The sequence below is a fragment of the Micromonospora matsumotoense genome (genome assembly GCF_900091525.1).
In the GTDB taxonomy this organism is placed as follows: domain Bacteria; phylum Actinomycetota; class Actinomycetes; order Mycobacteriales; family Micromonosporaceae; genus Micromonospora; species Micromonospora matsumotoensis.
Genome location: NZ_FMCU01000002.1, coordinates 179,645 through 195,924 on the forward strand (window position 1 = coordinate 179,645; position 16,280 = coordinate 195,924).

General features: G+C 73.9%; 18 protein-coding genes. 5 read left to right on the top strand and 13 right to left on the bottom strand.

Annotation, left to right across the window (positions count from 1 at the left end; genetic code table 11):
* Positions 1-57: 57 nt before the first annotated feature.
* The 5 genes from GA0070216_RS04515 to GA0070216_RS04535 form a co-directional block, all read right to left on the bottom strand.
* Positions 58-717: a hypothetical protein gene (locus GA0070216_RS04515; protein ID WP_091239374.1), complete on the bottom strand. Its 660-nt coding sequence runs from the start codon at positions 715-717 to the stop codon at positions 58-60.
* Positions 714-3,398, bottom strand: coding sequence for an FtsK/SpoIIIE domain-containing protein (locus tag GA0070216_RS04520; protein ID WP_091240812.1), 2,685 nt, complete (start codon positions 3,396-3,398; stop codon positions 714-716). The genes GA0070216_RS04515 and GA0070216_RS04520 overlap by 4 nt, the downstream gene beginning before the upstream one ends.
* Positions 3,391-4,461 (bottom strand): hypothetical protein, encoded by a 1,071-nt coding sequence (locus GA0070216_RS04525; protein WP_245722301.1) that lies wholly within the window; start codon positions 4,459-4,461, stop codon positions 3,391-3,393. The genes GA0070216_RS04520 and GA0070216_RS04525 overlap by 8 nt, the downstream gene beginning before the upstream one ends.
* Positions 4,462-4,470: 9 nt before the next feature.
* Positions 4,471-4,731 (bottom strand): hypothetical protein, encoded by a 261-nt coding sequence (locus tag GA0070216_RS04530; protein WP_067305468.1) that lies wholly within the window; start codon positions 4,729-4,731, stop codon positions 4,471-4,473.
* A gap of 206 nt (positions 4,732-4,937) precedes the next feature.
* The gene (locus GA0070216_RS04535; RefSeq protein ID WP_091239375.1) at positions 4,938-5,315 is read right to left on the bottom strand and encodes a hypothetical protein; all 378 of its coding nucleotides are present in this window, start codon (positions 5,313-5,315) and stop codon (positions 4,938-4,940) included.
* Positions 5,316-5,437: 122 nt separating this feature from the next.
* Here GA0070216_RS04535 and GA0070216_RS04540 point away from each other — a divergent pair, with 122 nt between their 5' ends.
* The 3 genes from GA0070216_RS04540 to GA0070216_RS04545 are packed head-to-tail and all read left to right on the top strand — an operon-like array spanning position 5,438 to position 8,518.
* The gene (locus GA0070216_RS04540) at positions 5,438-7,990 is read left to right on the top strand and encodes an ATP-dependent Clp protease ATP-binding subunit (RefSeq protein WP_091239377.1); all 2,553 of its coding nucleotides are present in this window, start codon (positions 5,438-5,440) and stop codon (positions 7,988-7,990) included.
* Positions 7,991-8,003: 13 nt separating this feature from the next.
* On the top strand, positions 8,004-8,168 hold the full coding sequence (locus GA0070216_RS34370) for a hypothetical protein (RefSeq protein WP_176738832.1): 165 nt from the start codon (positions 8,004-8,006) through the stop codon (positions 8,166-8,168).
* Positions 8,168-8,518, top strand: a complete 351-nt coding sequence (locus GA0070216_RS04545; RefSeq protein ID WP_091239379.1) for a DUF3140 domain-containing protein — start codon at positions 8,168-8,170, stop codon at positions 8,516-8,518. Before GA0070216_RS34370 ends, GA0070216_RS04545 begins: the two co-directional genes overlap by 1 nt.
* 68 nt (positions 8,519-8,586) lie before the next feature.
* Here GA0070216_RS04545 and GA0070216_RS04550 read toward each other — a convergent pair whose 3' ends face one another.
* The 3 genes from GA0070216_RS04550 to GA0070216_RS04560 form a co-directional block, all read right to left on the bottom strand.
* A complete protein-coding gene (locus GA0070216_RS04550) occupies positions 8,587-8,823 on the bottom strand; it encodes a hypothetical protein (protein WP_091239383.1) in 237 nt (78 codons plus the stop codon).
* A 19-nt stretch (positions 8,824-8,842) separates the two neighbouring features.
* Positions 8,843-9,841 carry a LysR family transcriptional regulator gene (locus tag GA0070216_RS04555; RefSeq protein ID WP_091239388.1) on the bottom strand — a complete coding sequence of 333 codons (999 nt, stop codon included), beginning with the start codon at positions 9,839-9,841 and terminating at the stop codon, positions 8,843-8,845.
* Positions 9,842-9,926: 85 nt separating this feature from the next.
* On the bottom strand, positions 9,927-10,547 hold the full coding sequence (locus GA0070216_RS04560) for a hemerythrin domain-containing protein (RefSeq protein ID WP_091239392.1): 621 nt from the start codon (positions 10,545-10,547) through the stop codon (positions 9,927-9,929).
* A 150-nt stretch (positions 10,548-10,697) separates the two neighbouring features.
* On the opposite strand from GA0070216_RS04560, the gene GA0070216_RS04565 reads away from it, so the two are divergent.
* Positions 10,698-12,026, top strand: a complete 1,329-nt coding sequence (locus tag GA0070216_RS04565) for a M20/M25/M40 family metallo-hydrolase (protein WP_091239396.1) — start codon at positions 10,698-10,700, stop codon at positions 12,024-12,026.
* Between the two features lie 49 nt (positions 12,027-12,075).
* Positions 12,076-12,738 (top strand): hypothetical protein, encoded by a 663-nt coding sequence (locus GA0070216_RS04570; RefSeq protein WP_091239399.1) that lies wholly within the window; start codon positions 12,076-12,078, stop codon positions 12,736-12,738.
* 82 nt (positions 12,739-12,820) lie between these two features.
* Here the strand turns inward: GA0070216_RS04570 and GA0070216_RS04575 are convergent, their stop codons facing one another.
* The 5 genes from GA0070216_RS04575 to GA0070216_RS36005 all read right to left on the bottom strand — a co-directional run bounded on the left by GA0070216_RS04575 (position 12,821) and on the right by GA0070216_RS36005 (position 16,199).
* Positions 12,821-13,012: a DUF5703 family protein gene (locus GA0070216_RS04575; RefSeq protein ID WP_091240815.1), complete on the bottom strand. Its 192-nt coding sequence runs from the start codon at positions 13,010-13,012 to the stop codon at positions 12,821-12,823.
* Between the two features lie 116 nt (positions 13,013-13,128).
* Entirely contained in the window at positions 13,129-13,698 is a 570-nt protein-coding gene (locus tag GA0070216_RS04580) for a DUF3105 domain-containing protein (protein ID WP_091239403.1), read from the bottom strand.
* Positions 13,695-14,906, bottom strand: a complete 1,212-nt coding sequence (locus tag GA0070216_RS04585) for a PqqD family protein (RefSeq protein ID WP_091239406.1) — start codon at positions 14,904-14,906, stop codon at positions 13,695-13,697. The genes GA0070216_RS04580 and GA0070216_RS04585 overlap by 4 nt, the downstream gene beginning before the upstream one ends.
* Positions 14,903-16,006, bottom strand: a complete 1,104-nt coding sequence (locus GA0070216_RS04590) for a HesA/MoeB/ThiF family protein (protein ID WP_091239409.1) — start codon at positions 16,004-16,006, stop codon at positions 14,903-14,905. Before GA0070216_RS04590 ends, GA0070216_RS04585 begins: the two co-directional genes overlap by 4 nt.
* 70 nt (positions 16,007-16,076) lie before the next feature.
* Positions 16,077-16,199, bottom strand: a complete 123-nt coding sequence (locus GA0070216_RS36005; RefSeq protein ID WP_281190395.1) for a hypothetical protein — start codon at positions 16,197-16,199, stop codon at positions 16,077-16,079.
* Between the last annotated feature and the right edge of the window lie 81 nt (positions 16,200-16,280).

Consider the following 16,280-nt stretch of genomic DNA (forward strand, 5'->3'; position numbering starts at 1 on the left):
GTGAGCCGCCCGGCGAGCGTCCCGGGGCGCGCACCGGACCGGGAGCCCGGGGGCGGTTCAGCGGGTCGACACCAGCAGCAGCACCGTGGTCAGCACCCCGGCGGCCAGCACGATCGCCAGCGGGCGGGGGCCGAGCAGCGCGTGCCGGCGGTCGGCCAGCCGCTTCGCCGGCGCCAGCCCGGCCACCGGCCCGAGCAGCGTCACCACCAGCGCCAGCACCGGCATCCCTACCGCCAGGTCACCGCCGTACCGCTGGCCGGCCGCCCGGGCGCCGGCCCCGAGGGCGTACGCGACGACCGCCCCGGCCACCCCGCAGAGGGCGAGCAGCGGGTTCACCGACCCCGGCAGCTCACCGCGCTGGCCGGTCCGGTCCAGCAGTTCGCGTACGCCACGCAGCAGCGGCACCGGGTCGCCGGTGACCTCCCGGGCCGGCCCCGGCGGATCGCCGAGCCGACGGGTGCCCAGCCGGGAGCGCAGCTCGGCCCAGAGATGACCCACCTCGGTGTCGACCCGCTCCAGCATCGACCGGGCGTCGGTGGCCTCCTGCTCGGCGTCGCGCACCTGTGCGGTGGCCTGGGCCACGGCCCGTTCGGCGGCGGCGCACTGCTGGTCGTGCCAGGCCTGTGCCTCGGCCCGCTGGGTGGCCACCCGACCGGTCAGCTCGGCGAGCCGGCGGACGTGGGCGGCGTAGGTGTCACTGGCGACCGGTTCGTTCATCGGGACGGACCATAAGGGATGATCACCTGTCCGGTGCGGTGCACCGCCCGGTCGAAGAAGAGTCCCCGCCACGGACGCGGGTACCAGTCCGGCCCGCCGGAGCCCGGATAGAGCGCCGAGCCCAGCTCGCCGCCCTGCACGTCCAGGGCCACCCAGGCGCCGATCTGGTCGGTCCGGGCGGCCGGCCCCCCGAGGTCCGCCCGCATCCGGGCCACCCCCCGCCACCAGGCCAGCACATGGGTACGCCGCTCCGGCCCGTCATGCAGGATGCGGCGCAGCCGGTCCAGCCCGGTCGATCCGGGCGAGCCGGTCGCCAGCGCACCGGCCGCCGCGTCGACGGCGAACAGCAGCAGGTAGTGCGGGGTGGACGGGGTGCCCGGCCGGGTCAGCGCGGTCGCCGTTTCGGCCATCAGCTCGGCGACGGTCTCCTCGTCGTACCAGGCGGCGTCGTCGGCGAGATCCTCGTAGAGGGCACGGGCCGCCGGGTCGGCGTCCGGGTCGAGGCAGGCGATGGAGAACCGGGCGCTGCCGGGGCGGTGCTGCCGGGCCAGCGATCGGGCGGCGGCGTCGAGCACGGCGCATGCCTCGTCGACCCGGGTGCCCAGGACCGCGAGGTTGCGGCCGGGGGCCCGGGGCAACCGCAGCGCCGCCGACCGGGACTGCACGTCGATGATCTCCCCGAGTACGGCGACCGGGCCGCGCGGCGGGAGATCGTCAGGCGGCGGGGCGAGGGCCCGGAAGTCGGGGGCCTCGGCGAGCCGGGGAATGGCGTCGCCGTCGAAGAGCCGCGCCGGGGCGGCGTCGGCGGGCCGCATCCGCCACAGCCGGTGCTGCAACTCGCTCCAGGTCTCCCAGTCGCTGGCCGACGGGATGCGGGCCACCTGGTTGCCCTCGGTCATCCCCGACTCGGCGTTGACCACCGCGTGGTGCCGGGGCAGCGCCTGCGCGGCGTCGTTGCGTTCGGCGAGGATGCGTAGCGCCTTGGGCAGCGCGATCCGCAGGGTGAACTGGGCGACCAGGGCGGGCCGTCCCCACAGCGCCTCGATGCCCCGGACGTCCTGCGAGGCGAGCACCAGGTGGATGCCCTGCGAGCGACCCCGCCGGGCCAGGTCCTCCAGCAGGTCGGCGGCCTCCCGGGCCACCACGTCCCGGCCGGCGAGCAGCGCCTGGAACTCGTCGACCACCGCGACGATCCGGGGCCAGTGCCCGGTCGGGTCCACCGCCCGCAGCTCGGCCAGCTTGGTGACCTCGTGCTTCTTGGCCGCGTCGGCCCGCCGGCGCAGCTCCTCGGCGAGGAAGCGCAGCAGGGCCAGGCCGAACTCCCGGTCGGTGTTCACGTTGATCCCGACCAGCCGCATGTGCGGCAGCCAGCTCGGGTCGCGGCGACCCTGGGCGAACCGGGCGAAGGACACCCCCTCCTTGAAGTCGAGCAGATAGAACTCCAGCTCGGCGGGGGAGTAGCGGGCGGCCAGCGCGCCGATCCAGGCGAAGATGAGGTTGGTCTTGCCGGTGCCGGACGGCCCGCCGATCAGCGCGTGCGGGGGATAGTCGCCCAGGTTGAGCAGCACCGGCCGGCCGTGCGGTCCCTCGCCGATCGGGGCGGTCAGCCCGTGCGCCGAGTCGTCCTTCCACATCTGCTCCGGCGGGGGGAGCAGGTCGGTGAAGGGGGTCGGTGGCGGGCCGGCGTTGACCCGGGCGGCGACCTCCCGGCAGGTCTCGGTGACCAGGGTGGCCGGTGGGGGCGGGTCGAGGCGTACCGGGGGGCCGGGTGGGTCACCGATGTGGGCCGCGCCCGGCCCGGTGCGGACCCGGGTGAGGCTCGGGTCGTCCGGCAGGTCGATGCCGCGCACCACCAGGTGCACCCCGCAGGCCGCGCCGGTGCGGACCACCCGGTCGAGCTGGCCGCGTTCGTGCCGGGACAACTCGTCCCCACCGAGCAGCACCGCCACCCGCCACGGCTCCGGGCGTCGGCCGGTCGCCATGGCCAGGGCGCGCAGCGAGCCGTACTCGCCGGCCAGCACCGTCTCGTTGATCCGGCGGATCTGCTCCACGAGATCGTCGAGGAGCCGGGCCAGCCCGCCCGGCCCGACGAAGGTGAGCAGCCCCGCGGTGCCGAGCGGGGCGAAGCCGGCCAGTCCGCCGCCGAGGTGTTCGGGGTCGTAGCCGTAGAGCCGGACCGCACCCGGGTCGGCCCGGCCGACACCGCGCAGCAGCAGCGCCGACACCACCGCGTCGGCGCCCTCCCGGTCGTCGCCGGTCAGCTGCACGTGGCCGGCGTCGAGCAGGGGCACCAACGCCGGGACCGGTTCCGCTCCGGGCACCTGCAGGGTGCCGACGCGCAGCGGGCCGGGGCTCTCGCCGCGTCCCGCCGGGGTGGCCTGCCAGCCGGACCACGGCGCGCCGGCCGCACCGGGGGCCTCCCGGCGGGCGGCCTCGGTCGCCCGGTGGGCCAGCTCGGCGAGCCGCGCGGCATGTCGCTGGTCGATCTCGACCAGCCGCCGGTCGCGTTCGGCGCCGACCCGCGCCGGCACGGTGGTGGCGGCCCGCCGGACCCGGGCCAGCCGCTCCCGGGCGGCGGTCAGCTCCGCCTCCGCCGAGGCGAGCCGGGTACGGGTGACGCCGAGCGCCTCGGAGAGCATCCCCCGCACCCGCGCCGCCAACTGGGTACGCAGATCAGCCACGGGGTCCACCGTTCGCCCAGGGGCTCGTCCGGCCCGGCGTCGGGCGCGGGGCGGGCGGCTCGACGCGCGGTGGCGGGCTCGGCTCGGGCCGGCGTTGCGGGGCCGGCGCGGGCCGACGCGGCCCGGCGCGACGGTCGGTGGGCGGGCGGGGCGGGGACCGGTCGGGTTCCGGTGCCGGCTGCGGCACCGGCTCCCGCTGCCGGTCGGGTTCCTCGCGGGGCAGCTCCCGGCCGAGCCGGGCCAGCAGCACACCGGTCAGCACGCCGGCGGTGACCGCGGGATCGGCCGCGTGGGGCTGCGCGTCGTCACCCTCACCCCGGCGTGGCGGGGGCATTCGACAGACCCGGGTGAGCAGGGTGTCCAGCACCGGCGGGGGCAGGCCGGGGAGCAGGTCGCGGACCCGGCCGTCCAGTTCCCGGCGCAACCGGGGCAGGTCGTCGGCGCGGGGCGGATGACCGAGCAGTTCCCCGGCGAGGTCGCGCAGCAGCGGTGGGGCGATCGCGGCCAGGCCGAGGCCCACGTCGGCGTGCGCGGCGCGCAGCTCCCGGTGCAGCCGGTCCCGGTCGCCGGAACGGATGCCGGTGACCACCCGACGCAGCAGCTCCCGGGAGTCGGCGACCCGCTCGTCCGGCTGCGCGGCGGGGCCCTCCCGGCCGCCGGTCAGCTCGGCCACCCGGACCGCCCACCAGCGCTTGACGGTGGGGTCCTCCTCGGTGGCCGGTGGTGGGGCGGCCGGCCCGGTGGTCTCGCCGCGCGGCCCGTCGTGGCGCGGCGCGGGACCGGTGGTCCCGGGGGGAGGCGGGCCGTCGGGGGCCAACCCGATCGCGGCCAGATATCCGGAGAGCTGCTCCTGGGCGACCCGCAGGGCGTGCCCGGCCGACTCGGCATGCTCGGTGGCGGCGGCCAGCTCCGGCACCCCCATCGGGTTGGCCGATTCCTGGCGTACCCAGCGCAGCCGCTCGGTGGCCTGGCCGAACTTCTCCAGGGCCAGGGCGAGCTGGGCGAGCGGGAGCTCCTCGGCGGCAGCCCGCACCTGGGCTCCGACGTCCTCGATGATGGACACGACGCCCCGCTACAGCGACGACACGTAGAGCTGCGCCTGTTCCACCGCGACGAGCGTCGCGGCGAGACATTCCTCCAGCTCCTGGCCGGCCTGGGTGAGGGAGGCCTGGGCCGCCTCGACGGTCTCGTGCCCGCTGCCCTCCAGTGCCCCGGCGAGGGTCTGCTGCGCCTCGGAGAGTTTCTCCCCGGCGGCCTGCACGGCTGTCTGCCCGTCACCGATCTGTTGGAGGGCGATGTCGATCGCGGCCTTCAGCTCGGCGACGCTCGCCACGGTGACCTCCTGGGGGCGGGGAGATCTCCATTACAACGTATACCCGACGTGGAGAGAACATCCGCCCTGTCGGTGTTGCCGCCCGGGTGTCCGGTTACCGCCCTGACGTGCGGAAAAGCCGCCGACGGGTCCCGCAGGCGATACGCCTGGTCCCGTTGACGGCACTGGGCGGGGGTGGCCGCCCACCGGCATCCGGGTCGGTCGGGTCAGGAGGGCAGCCAGCGGGGGCCGTACACCTCGGCGCCCAGCTCGCCCACCCGGCCCCGCAGCTCCCGGTCGGCCGTGACCACCAGCCGACGCCGGTCCGGCGCGTCACGTACCAGGTCGACGATGGTGTCGTCGCCCGAGCCGGGTGCGGCGACGGTGCGTACCCCGGCCACTCCCGGCACGTCGCGCGCCGCGCCCTCGACCACCAGCACCACCTCGACGGGCGCGGACAGTTCCGGGGGCACTCCGGCGTCGGCCACCGGGACCAGCCGGTCGCGTAGTCGGGCCGCCGCGCCGGCCCGGTCGTGCCACCAGCCGTCCGGCCGGGAGCCGACCACGTTCGCACCGTCGACGATCAGCAGCGGGTTGGTGTCCATGCCCCCCACCCTGCCATCTGTCGGCGTTTGTCGGGGCGACCGTCGGGTAGCCACCGGCGATCGTGTCGCGCCTACGTGTCGCCCTCGGCGACCCTGCCGCGCCCGAGGAGCGGAGGACAGACATGATGGGACCCGGTGACTTCGGCTCCGACCCGTGGGACGAGTTCCTGGCCCGGTACTTCGGCCGGGGTGAGGGCGGACGCCGACCGGCCCATCGGGTCGACATCACCCGGCTGATGACCGCCGACGCCCGGGAGATGCTGGCCGACGCGGCCCGGCGGGCCGCCCAGAAGCACAGCACCGACCTGGACACCGACCACCTGCTCTGGGCGGCGTTGCAGCGCGACCCGTTGCGGGACCTGGTCCGCCGCGCCGGCGCCGACCCGGACACCCTGGTCAACGCGCTCGGCGGACGCGCCGACGGTGCCCCGGGCGGCGAGGTGCCACCGAACCTCTCCCTCACCCCGGCGGCCAAACGGGCGTTGCTCGACGCCCACCAGCTCTCCCGGGCGATGGGGGCGAACTACATCGGCCCCGAACACATCCTGATGGCGCTGCCGCTCAACCCCGAGTCGCCGGCCGGGCGGATGCTCGCCGCCGGGCGGATCCAGCCCGAGTCGCTCCAGGCGGCCGGTGCCGAACGGGGCCCGATGACCGGCCCCCGGCCCGACCGGGGCACCCCCACCCTCGACCAGTACGGCCAGGACCTCACCGACCTGGCCCGCAACGACCAGATCGACCCGGTGATCGGCCGCGCCGACCAGATCGAACAGGCGATCGAGATCCTCTCCCGACGCACCAAGAACAACCCGGTGCTCATCGGTGAGGCCGGCGTCGGCAAGACCGCCATCGTGGAGGGCCTGGCCGAGCGGATCTGCGACGGCGACGTGCCGCAGACCCTGCTCGGCAAGCGGGTCGTCCAGCTCGACCTGGCCGGCCTGGTCGCCGGCACCCGCTACCGGGGCGACTTCGAGGAGCGGCTCAAGAAGGTGATCGACGAGATCCGGGCGCACCGGGACGAGCTGATCATCTTTCTGGACGAGATCCACACCCTGGTCGGTGCGGGCGGCGCCGGCAGCGAGGGCGGCATGGACGCGTCCAACATGCTCAAGCCGGCCCTGGCCCGGGGCGAGCTACGGGTGATCGGGGCGACCACGCTGGACGAGTACCGGCGCAGCATCGAGAAGGACGCCGCCCTCGCCCGCCGATTCCAGCCGGTGCTGGTGCCCGAGCCCAATGTAGAGGACACCGTGGCCATCCTGCGCGGGCTGCGGGACCGGTACGAGGCACACCACCAGGTGCGGTTCACCGACGAGGCGCTGGTCGCCGCCACCGAGCTGTCCGACCGGTACGTCACCGACCGGTTCCTGCCGGACAAGGCGATCGACCTGATCGACCAGGCCGGCGCGCGGGTGCGGTTGCGTACCCGGACCCCCGCCTCGGACGTCCGGGAGCTGGAACAACAGCTGGAGGACGTCCGCCGGGACAAGGAACAGGCGGTCGCCGACGAGCAGTACGAGAAGGCGTCCGCGCTGCGGGACCGGCTCGCCGAGGTGGAGGCGCAGATCGGCCGGGCCCGGGGCGACGGGGGGGACAGCCGGGTCCCCTCGGTCGACACGAAGGAGATCGCCGAGGTGGTCTCCCGGTCCACCGGCATCCCGATCAGCCAGCTCACCGAGGAGGAACGCGACCGGCTGCTGCGCCTGGAGGGGCACCTGCACCAGAAGGTGATCGGCCAGGACGACGCGGTCAGCGCGATCGCCGAGGCGGTCCGCCGCTCGCGCACCGGGCTGGCCGACCCGAACCGGCCGATGGGCAGTTTCCTCTTCCTCGGCCCGACCGGCGTCGGCAAGACCGAGCTGGCCCGTGCCCTGGCCGAGGCGCTCTTCGGCGAGGCGGACCGGATGGTCCGGGTGGACATGAGCGAGTTCCAGGAACGGCACACCGTGGCCCGGCTGGTCGGTGCGCCCCCCGGCTACGTCGGCTACGAGGAGGCCGGCCAGCTCACCGAGGCGGTGCGTCGCCGCCCGTACGCGGTGGTGCTGCTCGACGAGATCGAGAAGGCCCACCCGGACGTGTTCAACATCCTGCTCCAGGTGCTCGACGACGGCCGGCTCACCGACAGTCAGGGCCGCACGGTCAACTTCAAGAACACCGTGCTGATCATGACGAGCAACCTGGGTTCGGAGCTGATCACCGGCGCTCAGCGTACGGTCGGGTTCGGGGTCGGCGCGCAGGGCGACCAGCAGGAGGCCGACGAGCTGCGGGAGCGGCTGATGCGCCGGCTCCAGGAGAACTTCCGCCCCGAGTTCCTCAACCGGATCGACGAGACGATCATCTTCCAGCGGCTGGAGGCCGAGCAGCTGCGCCAGATCACCGGGCTGCTGCTGGAGGAGACCCGTCGCCGGCTGCACGCCCAGGACATCCAGGTCGACTTCACCGCGGCCGGCACCGACTGGCTGGCCGAGCACGGCTACCAGCCGGAGTTCGGGGCCCGCCCGCTGCGCCGGGTGATCCAGCGGGAGGTGGACAACCGGCTCTCCCGGATGCTGCTGGAGAACCAGCTCTCACCGGGCCAGAAGGTCACGGTCGACGCGCGGGACGGACAGCTCACCTTCGAGGTGTCCGCCGGCGACCGCGACTACACCCCCGCCACCACCTCGCATCCCCGATGACCGGAGGGCGGAGATGACCGAACCCGAGGAGACCGAGGAGTACGCCGAGCAGACCCCACCCATCCTCGCGGTCCCGACGGCGAACCCGGGCCGGGTCCAGGTGCCGCCGGAGGGCCTGAAGCAGTGGACCGACGACGGGGACCCGGCACCACCCGGGCCACCGGAAGAGGAGGCGTGATGGCACGCGAACAGCGACTCGACCCCGAGGTCGAGGTGATCTGGGAGGACTTCCACGCCGAGGTGAACGTCCCCTCCGCGCAGTTGCGGCAGTGGCTGCTGACCCGGGGGTCGGGGGAGGAGGCGTTCGGCCCCGACCCGGATCTCGACCTGCCCGAGCCCGGCCGGCAGATCCTGGCCGTGCTGCGCAAACGCAAGGTCGACCTCACCCCGGCCGACATCGAGGTGATGCGCGTGGCGATCGACCGGATCCGGTCGTTGGTGGACGAGAAGCCCGGCGGCGGCAACGCCGACGACGAGTGGCGGCACGCCCTGCTCGACCTGGGCCACGACGTCCTCGTCGAACGCTGACCCGAAGGTCGGTCGGGCATGGCGGGGGCACCCGGGACGGCGTCCCGGGTGCCCGGTCGTCGGTGGGGCTACTCGGACCCGAGGCTGGGCAGTTGCAGGCCGGCGGCGTCGGCGGCGTCCTGCCGAGCGGCGCGGGTCTGCTCCTCCCGGGTGAGCAGCGTCGCGTACTCGGTGATGTCGGCCGGGTCGGGCACGTCGGGCAGGCGACGCAGGAACGTCTCGACGTCGCGGACGGCGGCGGTGTGCGCGGTGGCCGCCCGGCGCAGCAGTTCCCGCTGGTCGGCGGCCGGATAGAGATCGGTCATGCAGGGCTGATACCCGTCGTCACGCCGTTCGCACCCACCCGGCCGGGCGGGCCGCACCGGTGTCCCGGGCCCCGAACTCGGGATGTCGCAGCAACCAGGTCAGGTAGTCGGGGTGCGCGGCCAGCGAGTCGGTGTACGCGGCCACCGCGTCCTCCAGGACCGCCTCGGCGACCCGGGCCGCCGCGGACTCGGGGTGCCAGCCGAGCAGCAGTCGCCAGCGCAGCGGGGTGCCCGCCAGCCGACGGGTCACCAGCCCGGCGACCGGGCGGAAGGTGGCCTGGCACAGCGCCACCGCCTCACCGGCGTCGACCAGATCCATGCAGCCGCGCACGTCGGTCTCGTACACCTTGCGGGGGGTGAACCCGGCGCGGGCGCACGCGGCGGCGAAGCAGTCGCCGAAGCAGCCGTCACCCGGCGCGGCCACCCACTGCTCGTGGCGCAGCTCGGCCAGGCCGACCTCGTCCTGGCCGGCTTTCGGGTGGCCGGCCGGCAGCAGCACCAGCACCGGATCGACCGCCACCTCCTGCCAGGACAGGCCGAACTCCGCCGGTGGGGTGGCGTCGCCGCAGATCCCGGTCAGCGCGAAGTCGAGCCGGCCACCGGCGACCAGGGCGGCCAACTCGTCGGCCGACCACGACGCGTAGGTGGTGATCTGCGCGTGCGGTTGCTCGGCGGAGAGCCGGTGCACCAGCCGGCCCAGGATCGGGCTGTTCACCCCGCCGAAGCGGTACCGGCCGAGGGCGTCGTCGGCTCCGGCCAGCCGGGCCGCCTCGTCCTGGAGGCCCTTCATCGCCGGCAGCAGCACCCGGGCCCGGGACAGCACCAGCTCACCCAGCGCGGTCGGCCGGGCGCCCCGGCGGTCCCGTTCGAACAGCGGACCGCCCAGCGTCCGCTCGATGCGCTGAAGCTGGGCGGTCAGGGCCGGCTGGGCCAGGCCGAGGGTGGACGCGGCCTTCGTCACGCTGCCCGTCTCGGCGATCGCGCAGACCACCCGCAGGTGACGCAGCTCCAGATTCATATGGTGACGGTATGGCCACTCGTCGATAGACGGAAGGCCCTGGACGTAACCGGCTGGCCCAGCTGAACGGATCGGAGTCGACCGGTCACCGCTGCGCGCGGCGGGTGAGGTCGCTCAGCTGGGTACGCCGGCCGGTCACCGCGTCGCGCAGCTTGTCCACCACTCCGACGGCCGGCTCGACGATCCGGTTCCACGGCGGGGTGGCCGGGGTGCCCGGATGCGGTCGGGTCGGTGCCGCCTCCTCGGCGATCACCCAGCGGTTGCCCAACCGGATCAGCTCCGCGTCGGTGGCCACCTCGCGCAGCGGGACGAGCAGCGCGTCGACCGCGGTGACGTGCCGACGGATCTGGGCCGCCACGTCGGCCAGCGTCGGATCGTCCGGCCCGCCGAGGGCCTTCAGCGCGGTGAGCAGCGCCGCGTCCGCGGCGATCTCCCGGTCCACCCGTTCCGCGGCGTCGGGCAGCGCGGCACGGGCGCTGGGCAGCAGGTACTGCTCCTCGGCCGACAGGTGCCGCGACACCATGGCGGTGAGCACCTGTTGCACCTCCCGGCGCCGCTCGACCGCCAGGGTGGGGTCGGTGACCTGGTCGACGAGTTCGAGCAGTTGCCGGTGCTCGGTGTCGGCGAGGTCGGCCATGCTCCGCCCACCGGGGCGGTAGGCGTCGTCGGCGGCCGGGGGCAGCGGGGGCAGGGGAACGGCGGACATGACGCCCTCCTCGACGGGGGCCGGCACGGATCGCCGGCCGGTGCGACGGGCGGAACGGGGACGCCAGCGCCGGTACCCGTACCCGATGCTCGGCAAACCCCGGCCGGTGCGGGCGCTCCGGCGCGAGGCGGCGACTGGTAGAAAGAGGCGATGACGAGCGATGCCGCCTCCGCCCCGCCCGACCCCACCGCCGAGGTCGTCGACCTCTGCCGTGACCTGCTGCGCATCGACACCACCAACACCGGTGACAACGCCACCAGCGCGGGTGAGCGCCGGGCCGCCGAGTACGTCGCGGAGAAGCTCGCCGAGGTCGGCGTAAACGCCGAGATCCACGAGTCCGCGCCGGGCCGGGCCAACCTGGTGGCCCGCATCCCCGGCGTCGATCCGGGCCGGGACGCCCTGCTGGTGCACGGTCACCTGGACGTGGTGCCCGCCGACGCCGACGAGTGGTCGGTGCACCCGTTCTCCGGGGAGATCCGCGACGGCTACCTGTGGGGTCGGGGCGCGATCGACATGAAGGACTTCGACGCGATGGTGCTGGCGGTGGTGCGGCACTGGCAGCGCACCGGCGTCCGCCCGCCCCGCGACATCGTGCTGGCCTACACCGCCGACGAGGAGGCGGGCAGCGACTACGGCGCACACTTCCTCGCCCAGCACCACCGGGACCTGTTCGACGGCTGCACCGAGGCGGTCGGCGAGGTCGGCGGGTTCTCCTACTCGATCAGCGACACCCAGCGGCTCTATCTGATCGAGACCGCCGAGAAGGGCCTGGACTGGATGCGGCTGCACGCCAAGGGCCGCCCCGGGCACGGCTCGTTCATCCACGACGACAACGCGGTCACCGCGCTCGCCGAGGCGGTCGCCCGGATCGGCCGGCACCGCTTCCCGATCACCGTCACCCCGACCGTACGGGCGTTCCTGACCGAACTGTCCGACGTGCTCGGCGTCGAGTTGGACCCGGACGACCCGGAGACCGCGATCGCCAAGCTCGGCCCGATCGCCAACATCATCGGCGCGACCATCCGCAGCACCGCCAACCCGACCCGGCTGGCCGCCGGCTACAAGGACAACGTCATCCCCGGTCGGGCCACCGCCACCATCGACTGCCGCAGCCTGCCCGGCCAGTCGGAGATGCTGGAGCGGCAACTACGCGAGCTGGTCGGCCCGGACATCGAGATCGAGTACATCCAGCGTCAGCCGGCCCTGGAGACCACCTTCGACGGCGACCTGGTCGAGGCCATGTCGGCGGCGCTGCGGGCCGAGGACCCCGGAGCGCGGCCGGTGCCGTACATGCTCTCCGGTGGCACCGACGCCAAGGCGTTCGCGCAGCTCGGCATGCGCTGCTTCGGGTTCGCCCCGTTGCGACTGCCGGCGGATCTCAACTTCTCGGCGCTGTTCCACGGCATCGACGAGCGGGTACCGGTGGACGGACTACAGTTCGGCGTGCGGGTGCTCGACCGGTTCCTCCGCAACTGCTGAGCAGCACCGGTACCGCACCTCCCCCCATTTTTGTTGAAGGGACTGCCTCATGACCGACCAGCACGGTGAGCTGGACGCCGCCCTGGAGCGCGTGATCGACGCGGCCCGCGCCCACCTGACGGCGGTGCGCGCCGCCCAGGGGCGGATCGACGACGACGACGTGTGGCAGGCGTACGTGGCGTTGAACAACGCCTCCTTCGCCTACGACGAGCAGTTGCTCGACGCGTTCGGCGAGGTCACCCCCTGGGACGTCGAGTCGATCGACCCGGACGAGGCCGACGAGCGGTTCGGCGGCGCGGCCGAGGGTGCCGAGGCCACCGATCCGCACCCCCAGGTCATCTCGGTGCGGCAGCGCCGCGACTACCGGGTGCCCAGCGTCTCGGCGCTGCTGCGGGTCGCCGAGGTGGCCCGCCGGGAGGGCACCCCCGAGGACGACGAACCGGCGCCGGTCGAGGGGGTCGGCGAGGCGGTGCTGGAGCTGCTGCAGAGTGGCGACGGTTCGCTCAGCGCCCTGGACGTGCCGGAGCTGGAGCCGCTGGACGGCGTGGTGATGGTCAGCGAGGTGGGCACGCCCGTCGACCTGGAGTCGTTCGACGACGACGACCCGGTGGGACCGTTCGCCCCGGCCGCCGACGACCGGCTGGTGGGCCGGCTCGACGAGCACCCGTTCCTCGACGAGGACGAGCACGACCACGCCGGGCACCAGCACTAGGCGGCGCGCGGACCGGCCCGGGGTGGCGTGACCCCGGGCCGGCCGGTGCCCCCTGCACGCGCCGGCCGCGTCGGGCTGGTGGTCAGTAGGACAGGCCCGGCTGTGGTTGGTTGACCAGGCGGCGGCGCAGCATGACCTTGCGGGTGCCGTCCCGGAACAGCTGCACCCGGGCCAACTCCCAACCGGAGAACTCCGCCTGGATCGCCAGCTGCGCCGCAGCGGTCAACCGGTCGACGTTCGGCGGCAACCGCAACGGCGCGTATTCGTAGTCCATGGCATCCATGCTGCCCAGCCCGGCGGCCACCCGCCACCCCCTGGGCGGTGCGCCGTGCCACCGTCGAGCTTCGTGTGCGCCCACGGCACCCGGACGGGCCGGTCGCCCGGCTCCGTTCAGCCCGACACGCAGTCGGCCGCCCCGTGCTGCCAGGAGTGGTCGTAACGGCCGGCGATCCGCTCGATGAACTCCTCGACGGCCCGCTCGTCGAGGGTGTCCAGGCGGCCCAGCCGCTGCCAGCCGGTCAACCCGATGCCGTGCCCCAGCGGTGGGTAGGGGGCCACCACCACGTCACGGGGATGGCGGCGGCCGAGCCGCTCCAGCTTCTCGACGTCGCCGGGCGGGACGTCCGGGGCGTACTGCACCAGCACGTGGCCGTGTTCCAGGGCGTGCACCTGGAGTTCCTCCGGCACCGCGTCCCGGTAGATGCCCGGCACGACCACCCGGGGCGAGTGTGGCCCGGATGTCGGCGGGACCGTCCGGTACGGCTCGTGCGGCGCCCCCTCGTACGCGATGTGCCGGTCGCCCTCGAACGGCTGGGCCGTGCCGGGCAGCCGGTCGCAGGGCAGCGCGGTGTCCCCGCCGACCAGGCCGACCAGCACCCCCACCCCGAGGCTGGACATGGTCGCCACACTGAGCACGGTGACCACCACACTGACCACCGGGCCGAGCCATCTGCGGTTCACGTGGCCAACTTTCCGGCGCGGTAACGATTACGGGCGATCACCCCGAGCGGAAGCAGGACGTTGAGCGACGCGAAAGCGGCCAACGCAATTCCCTCCCACCAGTAGACACTGCCGAACGGTGCGCCGATCAGCACTCCGGCGGCCCACCCGAGTGTCACTTTTGCGCCCGGTAGCAGAAAATGGATGGCGAACCAGACCATCCAGATGACTCCGGCGACATACAACAATCGGTACCAGCGGGACACCCGCAGATCCCGGGCGTGCGCGTCCCGCAACACGTTCCGTTCGGCGGGGGTCAGCCGGCGGACCCATTTCTTGAGGCTGAGCCGGGTCACCTCGTGCAGGTTGCGGCAGCCGGTCGCCGTCGCCATCACCAGGTACATGTCGGTGCGCAGGTAGGCCAGGGTCTGGAAGGCCAGCTTGACGGCCTGGCTGAAGACCACCATGGCGAGGAACCGGACCATTCCCGGCGGCAGCTCCAGCCAGCCCCGCGACCAGGCGAAGCGTGGGGCGACCGCGGCGAACAGCAGTATCCCGTCGATGGCCATGCCGGCGAGGAACGGACCGTAGCGGCGTTCCGGCGGCAACGCCCACAGCCCGGTCAGGTCCGTCTCCAGGACCGGGAAGATCCCCCGGCGTTCCAGCCGCAGCTGCGACCGGACGCCGACGGCCGCGCCGGCGAAGGCGTGCCACGCCTCGTGCACCACCGTGAGCAGGGCCACCGTGACGTTGGTGATCAGCAGGCTGAGCACCACGTCGGGAAAGATGAAGGTGTCCTCGTAGGTCGGCAGCAGCGACGGCTCGGCGACGAACATCGCCAGGGTGGCCAGCAGCGCGCCGACGTAGATCGTCCAGGCCACCCGGCCGAACAGCGGCCGGACCAGCCGGGCCGGGATGCGGGACACCGACCAGGGGCGGGCCTGTGGCGGCGGCGGGCCGTCGGCCTGCGCCCTGATGATGCCCGCCTCGACCAGCACCTCGACGAAGTCCAGCGCGTCCACCGGCTCACCGGTCTCGCGCTCCACCTCGTCGGCGGCCTCGGCGACGGTCCGACCGGCGGCGAACAGCGCCACCAGCCGTGCCCCCACCTCGGGCACCACCACGAAGTTTCCGCTGGCCAGGTCGCCGACGACGTACTCGTCCTCCTCCTCCTGGCGGACCACCAGGTGCGCCACCGGCGGCCGGCTGTCCAACCCGAGCGCGGTCACCGTTCCTCCTGCAACCAGCCGCAGGTGTCGCACTTCGTGCCGGGCCGGGGATTGACCACGTAGTGGTAGGTCAGGTCGGTCAGGCTCAGGTGGAACATCCGGCCCCGGGTGGTGGTCGGGATGCCGGCGAGGTGGTGGACGGCGTCGAGCGCGGCCAGGTGCCCGGTGAGGTTGGCGGTGGGGGCGATCACCGCGTGCCCGGTGAACGGGAACAACTCCTCCGGCTCGGCACCGTGCTCGTCGCGCAGCCGGTCGGTGACGCTCGGCAGGCACGCCTCGCAGCAGGTCTGACCGGGCACGAAGAGACCGATCACCGCCATCGGGCCGGCGTACTGGGCCAGCATCCAGGGCGTGCCGGTGGCCAGGGCGGCCCGGTTGGTCCACTCCCGGATGGCGTGCCGGGGCTGGTCGGCGCAGAGCACCAGCAGGTCGCGGTCCCGCATCAACGCCGCCACGTCCTGCGTCGAGTCGACCCGGGCCTCCTCGCCGGTCACCGTCACGTGGGAGTTCATCCGGCGCAGCCGGGCCACCGCGGTCGTCACCTTGGCGGCGCCGATGTCGTCCTCGGTGTAGAACAGCTGCCGGGTCAGGTTGCCCGGCTCGACCACGTCGAAGTCGACGCAGTGCACCGTGCCGACCCCGGCGGCCACCAGGGAGGCGGCCACCGCCGAACCGGAGCCGCCGAGCCCCAGCACCACCACCCGGCCCGCCTTGAGCCGGGCCTGCACCTCGTAGCGGGAGGTGCGCGGGGTGAGGTCCACCCAGGCGTGGTACGTGAACGCCCGGTCGTACCGGTCGATCTCCTCGGGGCTCAGCTCGGGCGGGGGTGGCGCGGCGGCGTCCTCCACGTACCCGGCGTCGACGATCGTCTCCAGCGCGTCGGTCGCCTCGTCGGCCGTCATCCCCGGGTGCCCGGCGAGCAGCGCCGCCACGATCTCGGCCCGGGTCCGGGTGCCGTCCATCAGCCCGAGCAGCGCCCAGAGGCTGCCGTCCTCGTCGTCGATCTCCGCGCCGATGCCCACCTGACGACCACCGATGTTGATCAGGGTCGGGTGCAGGCGTACCGGCTTGTGGATGCCCTTGATCCGGGGCCGCAGCATCGGGCGATGACCTCCTGGCGGATGGCCGACCGGGGCGCGGCACGCCGCGCCCCGGCCGAAACGGGGTGGGTCAGCCGCAGACGTCGTTGCGGCAGCCCGGGTCGGTGATGATGGCGACGGTGGTCTCGAGCCGCTCGAGCTTGCGCACGACGACCTTGGCGGGCTTGCGCTTGACGTCGGTCTTACGGTCCACGGGTCCTCCAACGAAATGGGAGAAACGACGCGGCGGGGGTCGCTCACGCCGCAATCATTAGAGCACCGTCATTGGTTCGCC

What these genes read in the sequence shown, in the direction of transcription:
- GA0070216_RS04545 (WP_091239379.1), top strand. Translation starts at nt 8,168, where the DNA reads ATGGCACGCGAACAGCGACTCGACCCCGAGGTCGAGGTGATCTGGGAG.
- GA0070216_RS04555 (WP_091239388.1), bottom strand. Translation starts at nt 9,841, where the DNA reads ATGAATCTGGAGCTGCGTCACCTGCGGGTGGTCTGCGCGATCGCCGAG.
- GA0070216_RS04515 (WP_091239374.1), bottom strand. Translation starts at nt 717, where the DNA reads ATGAACGAACCGGTCGCCAGTGACACCTACGCCGCCCACGTCCGCCGG.
- GA0070216_RS04540 (WP_091239377.1), top strand. Translation starts at nt 5,438, where the DNA reads ATGATGGGACCCGGTGACTTCGGCTCCGACCCGTGGGACGAGTTCCTG.
- GA0070216_RS04590 (WP_091239409.1), bottom strand. Translation starts at nt 16,006, where the DNA reads ATGCTGCGGCCCCGGATCAAGGGCATCCACAAGCCGGTACGCCTGCAC.
- GA0070216_RS04565 (WP_091239396.1), top strand. Translation starts at nt 10,698, where the DNA reads ATGACGAGCGATGCCGCCTCCGCCCCGCCCGACCCCACCGCCGAGGTC.
- GA0070216_RS34370 (WP_176738832.1), top strand. Translation starts at nt 8,004, where the DNA reads ATGACCGAACCCGAGGAGACCGAGGAGTACGCCGAGCAGACCCCACCC.
- GA0070216_RS04575 (WP_091240815.1), bottom strand. Translation starts at nt 13,012, where the DNA reads ATGGACTACGAATACGCGCCGTTGCGGTTGCCGCCGAACGTCGACCGG.
- GA0070216_RS04535 (WP_091239375.1), bottom strand. Translation starts at nt 5,315, where the DNA reads ATGGACACCAACCCGCTGCTGATCGTCGACGGTGCGAACGTGGTCGGC.
- GA0070216_RS04560 (WP_091239392.1), bottom strand. Translation starts at nt 10,547, where the DNA reads ATGTCCGCCGTTCCCCTGCCCCCGCTGCCCCCGGCCGCCGACGACGCC.
- GA0070216_RS04570 (WP_091239399.1), top strand. Translation starts at nt 12,076, where the DNA reads ATGACCGACCAGCACGGTGAGCTGGACGCCGCCCTGGAGCGCGTGATC.
- GA0070216_RS04550 (WP_091239383.1), bottom strand. Translation starts at nt 8,823, where the DNA reads ATGACCGATCTCTATCCGGCCGCCGACCAGCGGGAACTGCTGCGCCGG.